The organism is Vibrio sp. B1ASS3, assembly GCF_905175355.1.
GTDB classification, from domain to species: domain Bacteria; phylum Pseudomonadota; class Gammaproteobacteria; order Enterobacterales; family Vibrionaceae; genus Vibrio; species Vibrio owensii.
The window spans coordinates 3,774,212-3,792,759 of record NZ_HG992742.1; the positions used below are offsets into that span (position 1 = coordinate 3,774,212).

13 protein-coding genes and 1 pseudogene are annotated in these 18,548 nt (G+C 45.9%); 13 read left to right on the forward strand and 1 reads right to left on the reverse strand.

The features are described 5' to 3' along the window. Position 1 precedes the first annotated feature (1 nt). Complete coding sequence (locus KJB05_RS17165) at positions 2-1,027, reverse strand: ABC transporter permease subunit (RefSeq protein WP_208445570.1); 1,026 nt, start codon at positions 1,025-1,027, stop codon at positions 2-4. 818 nt (positions 1,028-1,845) lie between these two features. On the opposite strand from KJB05_RS17165, the pseudogene KJB05_RS28960 reads away from it, so the two are divergent. From KJB05_RS28960 to KJB05_RS17230, 13 genes and pseudogenes are all read left to right on the forward strand, one after another. Continuing rightward, a pseudogene (locus tag KJB05_RS28960) lies at positions 1,846-4,445 on the forward strand (TonB-dependent receptor). A 73-nt stretch (positions 4,446-4,518) separates the two neighbouring features. After that, a complete protein-coding gene (locus KJB05_RS17175) occupies positions 4,519-5,283 on the forward strand; it encodes a DUF3450 domain-containing protein (protein ID WP_005434436.1) in 765 nt (254 codons plus the stop codon). Positions 5,284-5,286: 3 nt separating this feature from the next. Continuing rightward, complete coding sequence (locus tag KJB05_RS17180) at positions 5,287-6,648, forward strand: MotA/TolQ/ExbB proton channel family protein (protein WP_005434439.1); 1,362 nt, start codon at positions 5,287-5,289, stop codon at positions 6,646-6,648. A 9-nt stretch (positions 6,649-6,657) separates the two neighbouring features. Further along, positions 6,658-7,185: a MotA/TolQ/ExbB proton channel family protein gene (locus KJB05_RS17185; RefSeq protein ID WP_009707952.1), complete on the forward strand. Its 528-nt coding sequence runs from the start codon at positions 6,658-6,660 to the stop codon at positions 7,183-7,185. A 25-nt stretch (positions 7,186-7,210) separates the two neighbouring features. Continuing rightward, positions 7,211-7,618: a biopolymer transporter ExbD gene (locus tag KJB05_RS17190; protein WP_005430119.1), complete on the forward strand. Its 408-nt coding sequence runs from the start codon at positions 7,211-7,213 to the stop codon at positions 7,616-7,618. A 4-nt stretch (positions 7,619-7,622) separates the two neighbouring features. After that, positions 7,623-8,255 carry an energy transducer TonB gene (locus KJB05_RS17195; RefSeq protein ID WP_208445571.1) on the forward strand — a complete coding sequence of 211 codons (633 nt, stop codon included), beginning with the start codon at positions 7,623-7,625 and terminating at the stop codon, positions 8,253-8,255. Positions 8,256-8,266: 11 nt separating this feature from the next. Further along, positions 8,267-9,481, forward strand: a complete 1,215-nt coding sequence (locus tag KJB05_RS17200) for a hypothetical protein (protein WP_208445572.1) — start codon at positions 8,267-8,269, stop codon at positions 9,479-9,481. Between the two features lie 354 nt (positions 9,482-9,835). Then, on the forward strand, positions 9,836-10,459 hold the full coding sequence (gene gmk, locus KJB05_RS17205; protein WP_009707953.1) for a guanylate kinase: 624 nt from the start codon (positions 9,836-9,838) through the stop codon (positions 10,457-10,459). Between the two features lie 163 nt (positions 10,460-10,622). Beyond that, complete coding sequence (gene rpoZ / locus KJB05_RS17210) at positions 10,623-10,895, forward strand: DNA-directed RNA polymerase subunit omega (protein WP_005379346.1); 273 nt, start codon at positions 10,623-10,625, stop codon at positions 10,893-10,895. Between the two features lie 39 nt (positions 10,896-10,934). After that, a complete protein-coding gene (spoT, locus tag KJB05_RS17215) occupies positions 10,935-13,055 on the forward strand; it encodes a bifunctional GTP diphosphokinase/guanosine-3',5'-bis pyrophosphate 3'-pyrophosphohydrolase (RefSeq protein ID WP_005434453.1) in 2,121 nt (706 codons plus the stop codon). A gap of 53 nt (positions 13,056-13,108) precedes the next feature. Next, entirely contained in the window at positions 13,109-13,792 is a 684-nt protein-coding gene (gene trmH, locus KJB05_RS17220; protein ID WP_208445573.1) for a tRNA (guanosine(18)-2'-O)-methyltransferase TrmH, read from the forward strand. A gap of 229 nt (positions 13,793-14,021) precedes the next feature. Then, on the forward strand, positions 14,022-16,103 hold the full coding sequence (recG, locus tag KJB05_RS17225; protein ID WP_208445574.1) for an ATP-dependent DNA helicase RecG: 2,082 nt from the start codon (positions 14,022-14,024) through the stop codon (positions 16,101-16,103). Between the two features lie 234 nt (positions 16,104-16,337). Beyond that, entirely contained in the window at positions 16,338-18,323 is a 1,986-nt protein-coding gene (locus tag KJB05_RS17230) for a S9 family peptidase (protein WP_208445575.1), read from the forward strand. The last annotated feature ends 225 nt before the right edge of the window (positions 18,324-18,548 follow it).

Consider the following 18,548-nt stretch of genomic DNA (forward strand, 5'->3'; position numbering starts at 1 on the left):
ATTACGCTCCAAACTTCACACGTGGGTCGACTAAAGCAACACAGATATCTGAAATGATATTACCGATAAGTAGCAATACCGCATTGATAGCCACGATACCCATTACCACTGGGTAATCGCGCTCCATGATGGATTCATAACCAAGCAGACCGATACCATCAATGTTAAAGATTACTTCGATAAGGAAAGCGCCCGTCATGAAGAACAACAGCGAGTTACCAAAGTGAGAAGCAATCGGAATCAAGCTGTTACGCAGAGCATGTTTACGCACTGCTTTCTTAAATGGCAGACCTTTAGCAATCGCGGTACGGATGTAATCGGATGACAGGTTTTCCATTAAGTTATTTTTCATTGTCATCGTTAGCGTTGCGAAATCACCAATGAGGTAACAGATCAACGGCAATACTGCGTGCCACATGATGTCTTTTGCGCGCTCGAAGAAGGTTTCATAATCATCAAAGTCATCTCCGACAAAGCCCCCCATCGGGAACCACTCTAGGTGATAACTGAACAAGGTAATAAGTAGGACGCCAACCACGTATCCGGGTAATGCGTACCCAACAAAGATGAGGATAGAAGAGGCGGAATCAAATACGGAGCCGTGTTTAAGCGCTTTATAGTAACCGAGCGGAATCGAAATAAAGTAACTGATAAAGAAGGTCATTCCGCCATAGAGCAAAGACACTGGTAAGCGCTCTGCAATCATGTCAGATACAGGTTCGTAGTATCGAGTCGATTCACCTAAATCTAACGTCACCAAACGGCTTAACCATTCTACGTAGGCTTCCATCACGGGTTTATCCAATCCGTAAAAAGCGTTTAGCTCTGCAATTTGGTCATCAGATAAGGCAGTGTTACCACCAGCTGATGTCATAGACGCGGCACCATCACCTTGCGCCTGCATTTGTGAAAGCATGCGCTCTACCGGGCCACCAGGCACGAATCGAGTGATAGCAAAGATAAGAATGGTAATCCCGAGAAACGTTGGAATAACCAACGCTAAACGGCGTAAAAAGTACGACAGCATATACAACTTGCTCCTTGTCTACTGTCCATTATTAGGCGGGTTTGGAGAGGAGAATTCCGGCCCAAAATGGTGCATCTCTATCCCGTAGTAACTAAAGCTGTTGAAACACACTCCCTGAGTTTCAAAAGCTAGTTTTTTCCACTACTGCAATAATTTCAGCGTCATATTTATCTTGAATCCAAGTAAGCTTCAAGTGTTTGAATCCAAAACATGACAAACTTCCTCCGATGTCCAAAAACAGAAATGTTTTTGTAAATAATTATAAAAAACCACAAAACCAATTCATACAGAATATCAATCTAGGCACTTTAGAGCCAAAACCCTATATAAACATGCATATATGCAGAATAATTAGACAAAACACCCCCACTACCATTTGACCTCAAAATACGAGTGAGCCCTTTTATAACGGTGGGTATCATATTCTGATACCACCTTGTGCGATCGAGTTAACATGCCCAGCATTCCATAAAAACCCCTAAGCAGAACAATCATCTAGATTAACGCTTAAATTCAGTGCCAATCGCCCACTTAAAAAGCATAGGCGATATAAGTCATTAGACTTTACAAGAAACACAAAATACGGTGTTTTATTAAAATTTAATCTCAATTTATAAACGTCATGCAGTAAATTATTCTGTGATTTATGTCACTTTTGGTTTTTTACATCTTTTTTACATTTCTTTATCTCTGTTTACCACTGGTTTGACTTCCTTTTTTCATCTCAGGTATACATGTCCAGAACGTTAACGAAATATTAACGTCATAATTGGCCGTTATGGCCAGACATAGGAATAATAATAATCGGAGCAACAAGGATGTATAAAAACACAACCGCTTTATCTGTTGCGATCAGCCTTGCACTGGGGACGGCAGCAGTGGCCCCTCTAGCAGCGCAGGCAGAAGAGCAGCAAGTTGAAAAACTACAAAAAATGAAAGTTACTGGTTCGCGTCTAACGCGAGCATCTATGGAAGGAAGCACCCCAGTAGCTGTTATCGGCCGTGCAGAAATTGAACGAGCTGGTGACGTATCTATCGCTGATGTACTACGTAAATCTTCATTTAACTCTTTTGGTTCACACAGCGAACGCTCAGGCAGCTCGGCACAAAGCCAAGCAACCATCTCTCTACGAGGTCTAGGTTCTGAACGTACTCTAGTTCTAATTAACGGCAAACGTCTTCCTGGCTCAGCAGCTATGGGTGGCGGTGCTGCCAACATCAACGTAATCCCTTCTGCAATCGTAGAACGTGTTGAAGTAATGGCCGACGGCGGTTCTGCTGTATACGGTTCAGATGCTGTTGCAGGTGTAGTTAACATCATCTTGAAAGATGAGTTCGACGGCATCAACGTTACGGTTGGCTCAGGTATCCCTAGCCAAGAAGGCGGCGATGAGCAGAATGTTGCTTTCGTGATGGGTACAAGTGGCGAGAAAGGCAACATCATGTTCTCGTTTGAGCATGATAGTAAAGACGAAATCTACCAACGCGATCGTGACTACCTAAGTTCAACCAATACTGGCTCAGATAACTACTTTGATATGTCTGGTGTAAGTATCTACGGCCGAAACGTTTACCATAACGGCGAGCTGAAAGCGCTGAAAGGTTACGATACAGACGCAACTTGTGATTCATCAAAAGGCTTTGTTGGTCTAACCAACTACCCAGGCCTGGTGATATCTGTGGTTACGACTACACGTCAGAAGCGGCACAAACAGCTTCACTAGAGCGTAATACTGTTTTTGTTAACGGTAATATTTTCCTAAATGACGACACAACGTTCAATGCACAAGTGCTTTTGAACCGCAACGAAAGCTTCGGTCGTTACGCTCCTGCAGCAGGTTGGTTTGAAGTTGACCCAACAACGTCTGGTGGTTCTGATTTCTTCACAGAGAATGGTCTCGATCCAGCAGCAGGCCCAGCTCGTGTTTACTACCGTTTCAACAACGTAGGTACACGTGACAACAACGTAACTGACTTCCAAGCTGATTTGAAGGCAGGCCTAGACGGCACACTTTACACAGATAGCTTCGGTGATGTGGTTTGGGAAACGGGTTACCAGCTTAACTTCTCGAACAGTAACGAAATTGGTACAGGTTACGTGTTCCGCTCACCGGCTGAACAGCTAGCGAACTCAGGCGAGTTTGTAAACGGCGAGTTCAGTGCTGATGCAACGAGCGACCTAGCAGCCGGAACAAGCCGCGAAACGCAAATGGAAATGCACAACTTCTACGGTGGTCTTCAGTTTGACCTAGCAGAAATCGGTGACGTTACCATCCCTGTATATATTGGTGCAGAGTTCACAACTTACGACTACTTTGACCAATACGATCCACAAAGTGAAGCAGGTAACATCATCGGTAGTTCTGGTAACTCAGCAGGTGGTGACCGTGAAACTTACGCGCTTTACGCAGAGTCTCTGATCGCGTTTACCGATGAGTTAGAGATGAACATTGCGGCACGTTACGACCACTACAGTGACTTTGGTAGTGAGATTTCACCAAAAGCATCATTCCGTTACCAACCTCTTGATAACCTAATGTTCCGTACAGGTGCGGGTATGGGCTTCCGTGCGCCAACATTAGCAAACCTTTACGGTGCGGATAGCTTCTCTGCCGACGAAGCAAAAGATTACGTTTACTGTCAAGCAAACGGCATCTCTGACGCAGACTGTCCAGAAACTCAGTACGATGTAACTCGTACATCAAACGAAGATCTAGATGCTGAAACGTCAGTTTCATTTAACTTCGGTGTAAGTTACTCACCAATCGAAGATCTAGATCTAACACTTGATTACTACAACATCAGTATCGATGACGTAATCACGCTTAACTCTCTACAAAGCATGATCGACCAAGAGCGTAGCAGTGGTGTTGCTAACCCGAACATCGAACGTGATGCAACAGGCCGTATTACACACGCAACAGCAGGCCTAGAAAACTTAGGTACTCTAGATACTTCAGGTCTTGACCTGAAAGTTGGTTACCGTTACGACTTCGACTCAGCCGTTCTACGTTACGACTTCATGGGTAGCTATGTTCTTGACTACAGCGCACCTGAATACGTGAATGGTCCAGTGAACAACCAAGTTGGCCGTAATGGTCTACCTGAGTACCGTTTCAACACGGGTGTTGGTCTTAACTTCCTAGAAGAGCACGATGTTTACCTATCAGCAGACTACATCGCGTCACAAGCACAAGACGTTGATGAGAACTACAACAAGACAGGTAACATCCCATCGCAAACAATCTGGAACGTAGCATACAACTACCTAGCTCCATGGGATGCGAAGTTCACTGCAGGTGTACGTAACCTTACCGATGAAGACCCAGCGTTTGAGTCTGATGGTGTGACTTACGATGCTGACCTATACAGCATTCAAGGCCGCGTTTACTTCGTGAAATACTCTCAAAACTTTTAATTAAAACCTTTGGCGCAGGAGCTTTTCCTGCGCCCCTCTCGACTGACTTTTATACACTGACAAGGATGCAACTATGACGTTAAAGGAATTTGGCGTAAGTGCAGTTACTGCCGCGATACTAACGGTAAGTGGAGCAGCTGTTGCTGCGGACTCTGGTACCGTTGTCGCTAACCAAGCAAAGACAACGAAGTCTTCTCAGGCTTCACAACAAAAAATCGATACCTATGCTGAAAGCACTGAAGGCATGTTGGCTGAATACAAAGGCCTACTGCGTCAGATCGACAGCATGAAAGTCTACAATGAGCAAATCAACCGCATGGTTCAATCTCAGCAGGGAGAGCTGGATTCATTGAACAGCCAGATTGCTCAAATCGACCAGACAGCAACAGAGGTTGTGCCTCTTACGCTAAAAATGATCGATGCCCTAGATGAATTCGTTACTCTGGATCTACCATTCCAAAAAGAAGAGCGTACTAAACGTGTCGTTGAGTTACGTGACCTAATGGATCGCGCAGACGTAACAACTTCAGAGAAATTCCGTAAAGTGATGGAAGCCTACCAAATCGAAGAAGGCTTCTCTCGCTCAATTGAATCTTACAAAGCTAGCCTAGAGCGCAACGGTGAAACCGTGACTTACGACTTCCTACGTATTGGTCGTACTGCGCTTCTATTCCAATCTCCGGATGGCGGTGAAACAGGCATGTGGAACCAACAAACTCGTCAATGGGAATCACTACCTGAGAACTACCGTATCGCTGTACAGCAAGGCCTTCGTATCGCTAAGAAACAAGCGCCACCAGCGCTGATCAAACTGCCTGTATTTGCTGGGGAGGAATAAGAAATGAAAGGATTCAAAACTCTAGCCGCTGGTTTGCTAGCGAGCTTATTCATGATTTCTGGTGCACAAGCTGAAGCACCTCAGAACCTATCTGAGCTACTGAAAAACGTAAAATCAGAAAGTATCGTTGAATCAAAAGAGAACAAAGCTCGTGAAGCTGAGTTCAAAAACAACCGTGACCAACAAGCTGCACTTCTTGAAAAAGCTCGTGCAGAACTTGCAGCGCAACAAGCACTTGGTGATGAACTAAAAGCCACGTTTGACGAAAACGACAAACAGCTAACCGAACTGACAGAAACACTTCGCGTTCGTTCAGGTACTTTAGGTGAGATGTTTGGTGTGGTTCGCCAGTATGCTGGTGAATTTAAAGGTCTATTTGCCGCTTCGCAAAACGCCGTTCTTTTCCCTGAGCGTGATGCTCTACTGTCTAAACTAGCAGAAAGTAAAGAACTGCCATCAACGCAAGAACTTGAAGCATTTTGGCACACGATCCTACAACAAGTCGTAGCTTCAGGCGATACAACAACAGCACCAGCAACCGTTGTATACGGTGAAGGTAAAGAAGCGGTCCGTGACGTAACCCTAGTGGGTGAGTTTAACGCAATCGCAGATGGCAAATACGTAACTTACGTACCTCAAACAGGTAAGTTCGAAGAGCTATCACGTCAACCAAGCAAAAACATCACTCGTCTTGTGGGTGGCTTTGAATCAGCAGACGGCACATACGAACCACTGTTTATCGACCCATCTCGTGGTGTGATTCTGTCTCTATTAGTACAAAGCCCTACTGTTCAGGAGCGTATTGACCAAGGTGGTATCGTTGGTTACGTCATCCTAGGTATGGGTGCAATTGGTGCACTTATCGCTCTCGTTTGTTACCTACGCCTATTGGTTATCGGTGGCAAAATGCGCAAACAAGCGAAATCTGACACTGTTATCCCTGGCAACCCATTGGGTGAAGTTATCCAAGCTTACCAAGAACATAAAGGTGACAACCTTGAAGATCTTGAAGCGAAGCTGGACGAAATCATCCTACGTAACGCACCGAGCATTGAACGCTTTATCAGCTCAATCAAACTGTTCGCCTCTGTAGCACCTCTTCTAGGTCTACTAGGTACGGTTATGGGTATGATCGGTACGTTCCAAGCAATCACACTATTTGGTACAGGTGATCCGAAGCTAATGGCTGGCGGTATCTCAGAAGCACTTGTTACTACGATGCTTGGTCTGGTTGTCGCAATTCCTCTGCTGTTCCTGTACACAATCGTACACAGTAAAGGTCGTCGTTTGGTTCAAACTCTTGAAGAACAGAGTGCAGGCTTCATCGCTCGCTATCAGGAAAAACTACATAAAGCCGAAAGCTAAGGAGGCGTTATGTGGTGGTTAGTTGGAGAACTTGAATCAATTAGGCGCTTCTTGGGAATGGGTGGTGATGTACTTGTCGCCATCTTTATCCTCAGCTTCATGTTATGGGCAGTCTTACTAGAACGTTGGTTTTACTTCGCTGCCGTCGCTCCCAAAGCAATGAAAAAAGCCGTTAGCTTTTGGGAAGAGCGTTCAGAACATAAAAGCTGGAACGCAAAGATGATCCGACAAGAAATGGTTTCTCGTCAGGATATTGAGAATAAAAAGGGACTGCCAATCGTCAAAGTATTGATTGCACTTTGTCCCCTACTTGGCTTGCTCGGCACCGTTGTCGGCATGATTCAAGTATTCGACATCTTAGCGGTAACAGGAACAGGAAGCCCTCGAGCAATGGCCTCGGGGATCTCAAAGGCAACAATCCCAACGCTAGCGGGAATGGTGGCTTCATTATCAGGACTTTTCTTTAGTACACGTCTTGATCATTTAGCCAAAGTCACCACGCAGAAGCTTGAAGACAAGCTAAAGCACATTGCCTGAGTAAACGGAATTAGAGGTATAGGTCATGAAGAGACGCTATAGCAATGACAGCAGCGACGAAGCTGCTATCGATATGACCCCGATGCTAGACATCGTGTTCATCATGTTGATCTTCTTTATCGTAACAACATCGTTTGTTAAAGAAGCAGGTCTTGAAGTAAATCGTCCGACGGCGAGCTCAGCGCAAACCGTTAAGAAAGGTAACATCATGGTTGCCATCGGTGCTGCGGGTGATGTTTGGGTTGATAAACGTCGTATTGAAGTTGACGCCGTACGTGCCAACATCGAACGTCTACGTGCAGAAAGCCCAGATGGTGCGGTTGTTATCCAAGCGGATACAGAAGCTAACGCTGGCGTAGTCGTGAAGGTTATGGACCAGATTAAGATGGCAGGTGTAGAAAGCATCTCCATTGCCGCAACCAATAAGGATTAAGCCTATGCGGTATCTGGCCTCAATTGCACTGGCGCTCATTGTCTCCCTCGGATTGTTCTGGGGGATGGACAAGCTAGTAAACAAAGAGCGCCACGAGCTAGTGTCGAATGATGACCTACGTATGGTTGAATTCATTCGCATTAAACCGGACGAAAAAATACAGGAGAAAAAACGCGAACTTCCGAAACCGCCACCACCGAAGCGTCCGCCACCACCTCCAGAAATGAAGGTAACGGCAACGGTAAAACCGGTGATGGATCAAATCCCAATGGACATGCCAAAACTTGATCTTCCAGTTAACGTAACCGGTGGTTCAGTACTTGGACACTACACCCAAGGTGGTGGTGCTAAGTTGGCAGGTAGCGGAGGCCCAGTTCCTCTTGCGACTTTCCAGCCTCAAATGCCTCGTAAAGCAGCGAGATCGGGATTAGAAAAAGGTATCGTACTCGTAGAGTTTACGGTTAACGAACGTGGTGGCGTACAAGACGTCAAAGTCATAAAAGAATCTCCACGTAAGTTGGGCTTGGGCAAAGCAGCGAAGAAAACTGTATCAAAGTGGACTTTCAAACCAAAAATGGTTGATGGCCAAGCGGTTAGCTCTCGTCTTTCTCAGGAAATCGAGTTCTCTACGAACTAAGGAGTCGCAATATGAAAGCATATACTAAGTTGTTGGCTTCTCTGGTGTTTATCTCAGGCGCGTATGGCGCGCCTGCTTTTGCCAATACTCCTGAGTTGTCTGACAGAACATTCCGAACCGTGAACAAAGTCCAGGAACTGATTGCAACTGAAAAATACTCGGATGCAATCTCTAAACTGAACTCTGCCTTGGGAAGTACCAAGAAAAAGAAATACGACCGCGCCGTGTTACTGCAACAGATGGGCTTTCTGTATTCTTTAAAGGACGATTACCCAAAAGCAGCGAAATACTTTGCTGAAGCACTCAAGTTAGATGCTTTACCAGTACCCGTAGCTCAACAGGTTCGTTATAGCCTTGCACAGCTTTATCTAGCAGAAGGCAAATTTAAGCAATCCGTTAATACAATGAACGAGTGGTTCAAGATTGCTGAAACAACAGAGGAAAAACCTCAAGCACATGCTTACATCACATTGGCAAGTGCTTACATTCAACTAGAAGATTACCGCAACGCAATTCCGCCAACCAAAAAGGCAATTGCTATGACGAAGAATCCTAGTGAATCTTGGTATCAACTGTTGATGTCTGCTCACTATGAATTAAAGCAATTCAAAAGTGTTGCTGGCGTGCTAAAAATCTTGACTACGAAGTACCCGCAAAATAAGCGTTACTGGACACAACTGTCTGGTATTTACATGGAACTCAAACAAGAGCGTAACGCCCTTTCAACCTTAGAAATGGCTCATAAAATGGGTCTCTTGGAAGGAGAGAAAGAGTATCTACGTTTAGTGAACTTCCAAGCTTATCAAGGTGTACCTTTCCGTGCGGCTAAAACAATGCAAACGTCGATGGAAGAAGGTCATGTTGCGCGTAATGCTGAAAACTTAGAGAAGCTAGCGTCTTTCTGGCAACAGGCTCAGGAACTGGATAAGTCGATTGAGACCTATGTAGCGGCTTACCAATTAGCACCAAAAGCCAAAATGCAGATCAAGATTGCTCGTTTGATGATCTTGGATAAGCAGTACTCTGCAGCAACCAAGTTTGCGAAGAATGCAGCTCCAGACGCCAAACGCGATGATAAAGGTGAACTGAACTACATTCGAGGCATGGCTTATTTTGAGCTCAACCAGCCAAGTAATGCACTTAAAGCAATGAAGAGTGCAGCACAATCACCTGACATGAAAGCAGTAGCTAGCCCTTGGATAAACTTCTTGGAGTCACAAGGCTAGTCCCTGAAAAGCAGTAACGTGCAACGCTAAAGTTGCTCCGAAGATTAAGTGTGAGTCAGTCGCACGCCTGGGGAAGTGAAAGCTTCCCCTTTTTTCGCCTCTATATATAGAGGGAGAAGTCATCCCACACGTCAAAGATCAAAAAGATCGGCTAGCAACCACAGGGAGTTCATGATACTCTTCGCCTCCATTTTTCTGGCGGGTTTATCACCAATCCTGAGTGGTTTGGTGGAGAAATCATCAACGTCAGTGCTATCGTTATACCAATCTCGCTGATAAGCATCATTGGCATAACTACAAGGTCGAGACTTCTTTTCGGCATTAACTCAATCCAACCAAAAGTGGAACAGTACAATGGGCAAAGGTACTCTCTATATCGTATCTGCACCTAGCGGCGCAGGTAAATCTAGCTTGATCTCAGCAATGTTGGAACGTAACCCAACATACGCAATGAAAGTGTCTGTGTCTCATACTACTCGTGGCATGCGCCCTGGCGAAGAAAACGGTATCCACTACCATTTCGTCGCAAAAGAAGAGTTCGAAGCTCTGATTGCACAAGGCGACTTCCTAGAATACGCGGAAGTGTTTGGTAACTACTACGGCACGTCACGTGTATGGATTGAAGAAACGCTAAACAAAGGCATCGACGTTTTCCTAGACATCGACTGGCAAGGCGCGCGTCAAATCCGCGAGCAAATGTCAGAAGCGAAAAGCATCTTTATCTTGCCGCCATCAAATGGCGAACTTGAGCGCCGCCTAACCACTCGTGGTCAAGACAGCGATGACGTTATCGCAAAACGCATGGCAGAAGCAAAGTCAGAAATCTCGCACTACAACGAGTACGATTATGTGATCGTAAACGACGATTTCGATACAGCATTGATGGACTTTAAAGCCATCCTACGTGCGGAAAGATTGAAGGAAGAAAAGCAAGCTGCTAAATATAAAGGTATGCTTGACGCACTTCTAGCAGAGTAATTCTGCGCAGAAACACAAATTTTCGCTTCTTTATTACGGTAAGGAAGCTTATATTGCTTATATAGAAAGTCATTGTTGTTGCACGTCTTATCGCTAGTAAATATTACGCTGAGACTGTATACTTTCTCGTCATTCAAAATTTAGTTAACTATTTGGAGTCCTCATGGCACGCGTAACTGTTCAAGACGCTGTTGAAAAAGTTGGCAACCGTTTCGACCTAGTACTGATTGCGGCTCGCCGCGCTCGTCAAATGCAAACTGGCGGTAAAGATGCACTAGTGCCAGAAGAGAACGATAAGCCAACGGTTATCGCTCTACGCGAAATCGAAGAAGGTTTAATTACTAAAGAAGTTCTAGACGCTCGTGAACGTCAAGAACAGCAAGAGCAAGAAGCGGCAGAGCTAGCGGCAGTAAGCAGCATCGCTCACAACCGTTAATTCTGACTTTAGAATTCAACAACCTCCCGGGCCTATAATTTGTATCTATTCGATAGCCTCAAAGACGTTGCCCAAGAATACCTAACAGAGCCTCAAATTGAGGCTCTGCGTCAATCTTATGTGGTAGCAAGAGATGCCCATGAAGGGCAAACCCGCTCAAGCGGTGAACCATACATCATCCACCCAGTCGCTGTGGCTCGAATCTTGGCCGAAATGCGCCTCGATATCGAAACCCTCCAAGCTGCTTTGCTGCATGACGTCATCGAAGACTGTGACGTTACAAAAGAAGATCTCGAAGAGAAATTCGGCAATACCGTCGCTGAGCTGGTTGATGGTGTATCTAAACTGGACAAACTCAAATTCCGCGATAGGAAAGAGGCGCAAGCCGAGAACTTCCGTAAGATGGTTCTGGCGATGGTGCAAGACATCCGCGTTATCCTGATCAAACTGGCTGACCGTACGCACAACATGCGCACGTTAGGAGCCCTGCGCCCCGACAAAAAACGCCGTATTGCTCGCGAAACACTGGAAATATATGCGCCACTGGCTCACCGTCTTGGTATTCACAATATCAAAACGGAACTTGAGGAGCTTGGCTTCGAAGCGCTTTACCCGAACCGCTACCGCGTTCTAAAAGAAGTGGTAAGAGCGGCACGTGGTAATCGTAAAGAGATGATCCAACGTATTCACAGCGAAATTGAAGGTCGACTGGAAGATGTTGGCTTGAATGCGCGCGTGTTAGGTCGTGAAAAAAACCTGTTCTCCATCTATAACAAGATGAAAACCAAAGAACAGCGTTTCCACACCATCATGGACATTTACGCTTTCCGAGTGGTTGTTGATACTGCCGATACTTGTTATCGCGTTCTAGGCCAAGTACACAGCTTGTATAAGCCGCGTCCTGGTCGTATGAAAGATTACATTGCGGTACCAAAAGCGAACGGCTACCAATCGCTACATACTTCTATGGTTGGCCCACATGGCGTGCCAGTTGAAGTTCAGATCCGTACCGAAGATATGGATCAAATGGCGGACAAAGGTGTCGCTGCGCACTGGTCATACAAAGACAAGGGCGACAAGTCTGGCACAACAGCGCAAGTGAAAGCTCAGCGTTGGATGCAAAGCCTGCTTGAGCTGCAACAAAGCGCTGGTAACTCATTCGAATTCATTGAAAACGTAAAATCGGATCTTTTCCCAGATGAGATTTACGTCTTCACACCAAAAGGTCGTATCGTTGAATTGCCATTAGGCGCAACAGCTGTCGACTTTGCCTATGCCGTACATACTGATGTCGGTAACTCGTGTGTTGGTGCTCGTGTTGACCGCAACCCTTACCCACTAAGTAAGGCACTGAAGAACGGTCAAACAGTAGAAATCATCAGTGCACCTGGCGCTCGTCCAAACGCGGCTTGGTTAAACTATGTCGTGACTTCTCGCGCTCGCACTAAGATTCGTCAAGTGTTGAAGACCATGCGTCGTGAAGAGTCGATTACCTTGGGTCGTCGTCTACTGAATCACGCTTTGGGTCGTCATTCGATTGATTCAATCTACCCAGAAAACATCCAAGAAGTGCTGACTGATCTGCGCCTAGAAAGCGTCGATGATCTGCTAGCAGCCATTGGTTTGGGTGAATTGATGAGTATCGTCATCGCACGTCGCTTATTAGGTGACACTGATGAATTGACCACCACAAGCTCGATTCCAAACGAATCTAACAAGAAACTGCCAATCCGTGGTGCAGAAGGTCTGCTACTGACTTTCGCAAACTGTTGTCACCCTATTCCGGATGACCACATCATTGCCCACGTCTCACCAGGTCGTGGTCTTGTGGTTCACCGTGAAACGTGTCCAAACGTTCGCGGATACCAGAAAGAACCAGACAAATACATGGCAGTCGCTTGGTCTGAAGAGTACGACAAAGAGTTCATTGCTGAACTGAAAGTCGATATGCTCAACAACCAAGGTGCGCTAGCGGAATTGACCAATGTGATTTCAAAAACCGGTTCGAACATTCACGGTCTTTCAACCGAAGAACGCGACGGTCGCTTGTACACCGTTACCGTTCTGCTAACCACCAAAGATCGTGTCCACCTTGCTGGCATCATGCGTAAGATTAAGACCATGCCACAGGCGACTCGAGTCAGACGAAGAAAGAACTAAACTCTATCGCCACCCACACTCTGGGTGGCGATTTTTTTATATCCCTATTTATTATGAATTTAGAACGTTACAACCGCATCCATCAGGTGTTAAAAGCACGCCAAACCGACCTCACTCTGTGCCTTGAAGAAGTTCATAAGCCGAACAACGTTTCTGCAGTGATCCGTACCGCTGACGCAACCGGCTTACACAAAGTTCATGCGATTTGGCCCGATAAAATGCGCACACTGACCCACACCTCAGCAGGGGCACGCAACTGGGTTGAAGTGGATACTCACGATTCGATTGAAACTGCGATTACTGAGCTCAAAGCGCAAGGCATGCAAGTTCTGGTCACTAACCTTTCGGACACCGCGGTCGACTTTCGTGAAATCGACTACACCAAGCCAACGGCGATCATTCTTGGTAGCGAAAAAATTGGCGCTTCAGAGCAAGCGAAGAAACTCGCAGACCAAGACATCATTATTCCAATGATCGGTATGGTTCAGTCTTTGAATGTCTCAGTAGCCAGTGCTGTGATTCTTTATGAAGCGCAGCGTCAGCGTGAAGCCGCTGGCATGTACGAGCGTGAGGAAAGCGCGCTACCAAAAGAGACCATCAACCGCATTCTGTTTGAGCGTGGTCATCCTGTCTTAGCAAAGGTAGCGAAGCGCAAAGGGCTAGAATATCCACAACTTGATGACGAAGGCCAAATCGTGGCTGAGGAATCATGGTGGAAAGAGATGCAGAAGAAATAAATAGACTCGAAAGGCGAGAATGCTTTGCTTCGAGATAACCTCATATCACCAATCGATATGGCTCTTTCTCGCCTCACTGGTTAAGTTTGTTTCCGCGTTCTCTCTCGTATCCTTACCCTCGATTCCTAGAGCGAAGCGTTCCCGTACCCCTTTCTCTAACTTAATCCTGTACAAAAACACAGCTTAGTGGTTAACATACTGCTATGTTAACTATTTTCTTGAGCCCACTATGTCTGCCCAAATGTTATCTGCTGTTCCTTTAACCTCTCTGTCTGGAGTTGGCGCCAAAGTCGCAGAGAAACTAGCCAAAGTTGGCTTGCATAGCGTTCAAGATCTACTGTTTCATCTTCCTCTTCGTTACGAAGATCGCACTCGCATTTACCCAATCGCCAAATTGCATGCAGGGCTCTGGGCGGCGGTACAGGGCAAAGTCATGGCTGTCGATACTACTTTCGGCAAACGCAAAATGCTGACGGTAAAAATCAGCGACGGCAATGGCACCATTACCTTACGCTTTTTTAACTTTACTGCCGCGATGAAGAATAATTTCTCGAATGGTAAGTTAGTACACGCTTACGGCGAAATTAAGCGTGGCGGTATGGGCTTAGAGATTGTTCACCCTGACTACAAGTTTTATGTAAGTGAGCAAAAGCCGGATGTGGAACAGAGCTTAACCCCCGTTTATCCAACCACCGATGGGTTACGCCAAATCACTTTACGTAACCTGACGGAACAAGCCTTAACACTCCTCGATAAAGCCGCTGTACAAGAGTTGCTACCTTCTGGTTTGTACAATCACCAAATCACCATGTCGCAAGCGCTGCATACGATTCATCGACCGCCTCCAACCATTAATTTGGATGAATTTGATGAAGGTAAACACCCTGCTCAAATTCGGTTGATCATGGAAGAGTTACTGGCACAGAACCTCTCAATGTTGGCAGTGCGCAGCAAAGGACAACAAGACGTTGCATTACCTTTGGCGTCGTGTGACTCACTGAAAAAGCAGTTACTGGCTCAATTACCTTTCTCACCGACCAATGCTCAAGCAAGAGTCGTCAAAGAAATTGAAGCCGATTTGGAAAAAAATCACCCAATGATGCGCCTTGTTCAAGGTGACGTAGGCTCGGGGAAAACTCTAGTTGCTGCGCTTGCAGCCGTCAGAGCCATTGAACACGGCTATCAAGTCGCTTTAATGGCACCGACCGAACTGCTCGCCGAACAGCACGCGATTAACTTCGCTAATTGGTTTGAGAAAATGGACATTCAGGTCGGTTGGCTTGCAGGCAAATTAAAAGGTAAAGCCAAAGAAGCCGAATTGGCGCGCATTGCCAGTGGTGAAGCGCAAATGGTCGTGGGCACTCACGCCCTCTTCCAAGAACATGTTGAGTTCCATCATCTTGCTTTGGTCATTATTGATGAACAGCACCGCTTTGGTGTCCACCAGCGCTTAGAGTTGCGTGAAAAAGGTGCAAAACAAGGCGCTTATCCACATCAGCTCATCATGACAGCAACGCCGATTCCGCGAACGTTAGCCATGACAGCTTATGCTGACTTAGAAACGTCGGTGATTGATGAATTACCGCCAGGTCGAACACCAATCCAGACGGTCGCAATTCCAGACACCAAACGCGATGATATCGTCGAACGAGTGCGCAATGCCTGCTTAAACGAAGGCAAACAAGCTTATTGGGTATGTACCTTAATTGATGAGTCTGAAGTCTTGGAGGCTCAAGCCGCCGCCGATACTGCAGAAGAGCTGCAACGTAAACTGCCTGACGTAAAAATTGGTCTCGTACATGGACGAATGAAGCCCGCAGAGAAACAGGCGGTGATGCAAGATTTCAAAGACAACAAGCTGCATTTGCTGGTCGCAACGACGGTGATTGAAGTGGGCGTGGACGTGCCCAATTCCAGTTTGATGATCATCGAGAACCCAGAGCGTTTAGGTTTAGCTCAGTTGCACCAGTTGAGAGGTCGTGTTGGTCGAGGTTCAGTGGCGAGCCATTGTGTGTTGCTATATCACTCACCACTATCAAAAACCGCCCAAAAACGTTTAGGCGTATTACGTGAAAGCAACGACGGCTTCGTGATTGCACAGAAAGACTTAGAGATTCGTGGACCGGGTGAGCTTCTTGGTACCAAACAAACTGGCTTGGCAGATTTTAAAATTGCCGACTTAGTGCGAGATCAGCGCTTAATTCCGGAAGTTCAACGCATCGCGCGTTACATTCATGACAACTACCCGACGAATGCGACAGCAATTATTGACCGTTGGTTAGGTGAGCGTGACATTTACTCTAAGGCGTAAGCGCTTCTTTTCTCACCTAGCCTCGCTCCATCAATAAACCTCCTTACAGACACTGTTCTGTAAGGTTGGTTTCGCATACATTCATTGCACCAGTGAATATCTCATTTAATAAAAGCCAACTCGACTTTATTCAATAATTACGACAGGTTAGAGCAAGTAAACTCTACATAAAGTTAATACTCCAAGCGGATATAAAAAACGTCATAAATACACAATGTCATCAAGGATAGATGCATGAAAAAACGTACCTTGCTTGCGGTCACAGCAGCATTAGTTGGCTCTGTACACTCCGCCCCCATAGCAGCGCAAGATAAACAGAGCGCGATTCTTCAGTCGGCAGAGCTTTTTGCCAAAAGTTCGGCTTACTTTAATCCCAAAATATCACCAGATGGCAAGCACTTAGCCTTTGAGTCCAGCATCGATGGTAAAGATGCTTTGGTTATACTCGACAGTAAAACCATGCAGCCGAGCAGTGTGCTGCGCTTCTCAGGTAACGAGCAAGTGGGTGATTATTACTGGGTCAATAATGAACGTGTTGTCGCATCCAAAGAATACTTAAAGAGTTGGTCTACCGCTCCTCGCTACTATGGCGAACTCGTCTCGGCCAATGTGGATGGAAACAAATACGCTTACATATTTGGTTATAACCCTCCTCAAACTAGCCGCCTAGTACGAGCATCTTCTATCGTGAGAGCTTACGGTGATGTCTTAGATATTCTGCCTGAAGACGACCGCCATATCTTAGTTTCTGCTCTTCCTTTCGGTGAATACAGTTTCAACTTGGAAGCGCCAAGAGAGGTGTACCGCGTCAACGTATACACCGGTAGACGCTCAAAGATAACGACAGCACCCATCCCGTTTAGTCAGTTTCTCACCGACCATGATGGTGAAGTTCGCTTTGTTTCAGGCTTGAATAGCAATAACAAAGTCGAGCTTTATTATCGCGTCAACGATCAATGGAAAAGCTCCGATAAATTGGCAGCTTTAAAAAACTTCGAAGAATTCTATCCTATCTCTTTTGCAGAGAATCAAGATTCCGTTTATGCCGCGATAAGTCAGTCAGGAGAGCCAAGAGCAATCCATCACCTCAACTTAAAAACCGGTAAAAGTACAAAAGTTGCCTCGGATGATACCGTCGATCCGAAGGAGTATTGGTTAGATCCAGACTCAAAACAGCTTTACGCCGTCGAGTTTGAAAGTGATTACCCTACTTATGCCTTTGTTGATCCAAAAAACAAACGCAGCGAATACTTAAAGCAAATCCTAACTTCTCTACCTGGTCATCAAGTTCGCCTAGTCAGTGAAACTGAAGCTGGTGATGCTTACGTCATTATGGCCTTTAACGATAGAAACCCTGGGGATTACTACTTATTTACCACCGAGCCAAAAGAAATTCGTTATCTGTTCTCGGCACGAGAGTGGTTAGACCCAGAGAAAATGGCTGAAGTGAAGCCTTTTGAGTTCACCAGTCGAGACGGGAAAACCATCTCAGGTTATCTGACATTGCCACCAAATACTGAAGCAAAAAACCTCCCTCTGATCGTCAATCCGCATGGCGGTCCTCATGGTCCACGAGATTGGTGGCGTTTTACCGAGGAGAATCAGTTTCTCGCGAACAATGGTTATGCTGTGATGCAAGTAAACTTCCGTGGCAGTGGTGGTTTCGGTAAGCAGTTTGAAGAGGCTGGCTATCGTAAATGGGGAACGAACATTCAATATGACATCATCGACGCCACCAAACACATTGTCGCAGAAGGCATCGCAGATAAAGAACGCATCTGTATTTCTGGCGGAAGCTTTGGTGGATACAGTGCATTGCAATCAGCCACCCTTGCACCTGAGTTGTTTCAGTGCGCCGTGGGCAGTGCCGGTGTTTATGACCTTGAGTTGATGTTCACCGAAGGTGATGTGCCCGATAGCCGCATGGGATTAAGCTTTTTGAAAGAAGTACTGGGAACCGACCCTAAAGTCTGGAAAGCCATGTCTCCAACTCATAATGCAGACAAGTTAAAAGCTTCTATTCTTCTCGTACATGGGGGAAAAGATCAACGTGCGCCGATTGAACATTATGAGGCAATGGCTAAAGCACTCAACAAGCTCAACTATCCATACGAATCTTTTGTGTTAGACGATGAAGGACATGGCTTTTACAAAGATGAACACCGAGCTAAATATTACGCTCATGTGTTGGGCTTCTTCGATAAGCACTTAAAAAACTAACCTCCCAAAGTAAAACCTCAAAGGCGATAACCATTCCGTTATCGCCTTTTCTTTCTAGCTCAAAGCAAACGTTTGCTTTTTGAATAAATCCCTCTATAATCGCGCTCAAAATTTATGGTGTGCACCTTGTCACATCAAACCAACCTGAGTTGACACTGATTAACAGCAATCACAGGTCATAACGTCAACTCCACCCAGCACTCCCATTCAGCGAGCTCTGGGGCA

Coding starts and splice junctions, on each gene's coding strand:
- KJB05_RS17165 (WP_208445570.1), bottom strand. CDS start 1,027: ATGCTGTCGTACTTTTTACGCCGTTTAGCGTTGGTTATTCCAACGTTT.
- KJB05_RS17175 (WP_005434436.1), top strand. CDS start 4,519: ATGACGTTAAAGGAATTTGGCGTAAGTGCAGTTACTGCCGCGATACTA.
- KJB05_RS17180 (WP_005434439.1), top strand. CDS start 5,287: ATGAAAGGATTCAAAACTCTAGCCGCTGGTTTGCTAGCGAGCTTATTC.
- KJB05_RS17185 (WP_009707952.1), top strand. CDS start 6,658: ATGTGGTGGTTAGTTGGAGAACTTGAATCAATTAGGCGCTTCTTGGGA.
- KJB05_RS17190 (WP_005430119.1), top strand. CDS start 7,211: ATGAAGAGACGCTATAGCAATGACAGCAGCGACGAAGCTGCTATCGAT.
- KJB05_RS17195 (WP_208445571.1), top strand. CDS start 7,623: ATGCGGTATCTGGCCTCAATTGCACTGGCGCTCATTGTCTCCCTCGGA.
- KJB05_RS17200 (WP_208445572.1), top strand. CDS start 8,267: ATGAAAGCATATACTAAGTTGTTGGCTTCTCTGGTGTTTATCTCAGGC.
- gmk (WP_009707953.1), top strand. CDS start 9,836: ATGGGCAAAGGTACTCTCTATATCGTATCTGCACCTAGCGGCGCAGGT.
- rpoZ (WP_005379346.1), top strand. CDS start 10,623: ATGGCACGCGTAACTGTTCAAGACGCTGTTGAAAAAGTTGGCAACCGT.
- trmH (WP_208445573.1), top strand. CDS start 13,109: ATGAATTTAGAACGTTACAACCGCATCCATCAGGTGTTAAAAGCACGC.
- recG (WP_208445574.1), top strand. CDS start 14,022: ATGTCTGCCCAAATGTTATCTGCTGTTCCTTTAACCTCTCTGTCTGGA.
- KJB05_RS17230 (WP_208445575.1), top strand. CDS start 16,338: ATGAAAAAACGTACCTTGCTTGCGGTCACAGCAGCATTAGTTGGCTCT.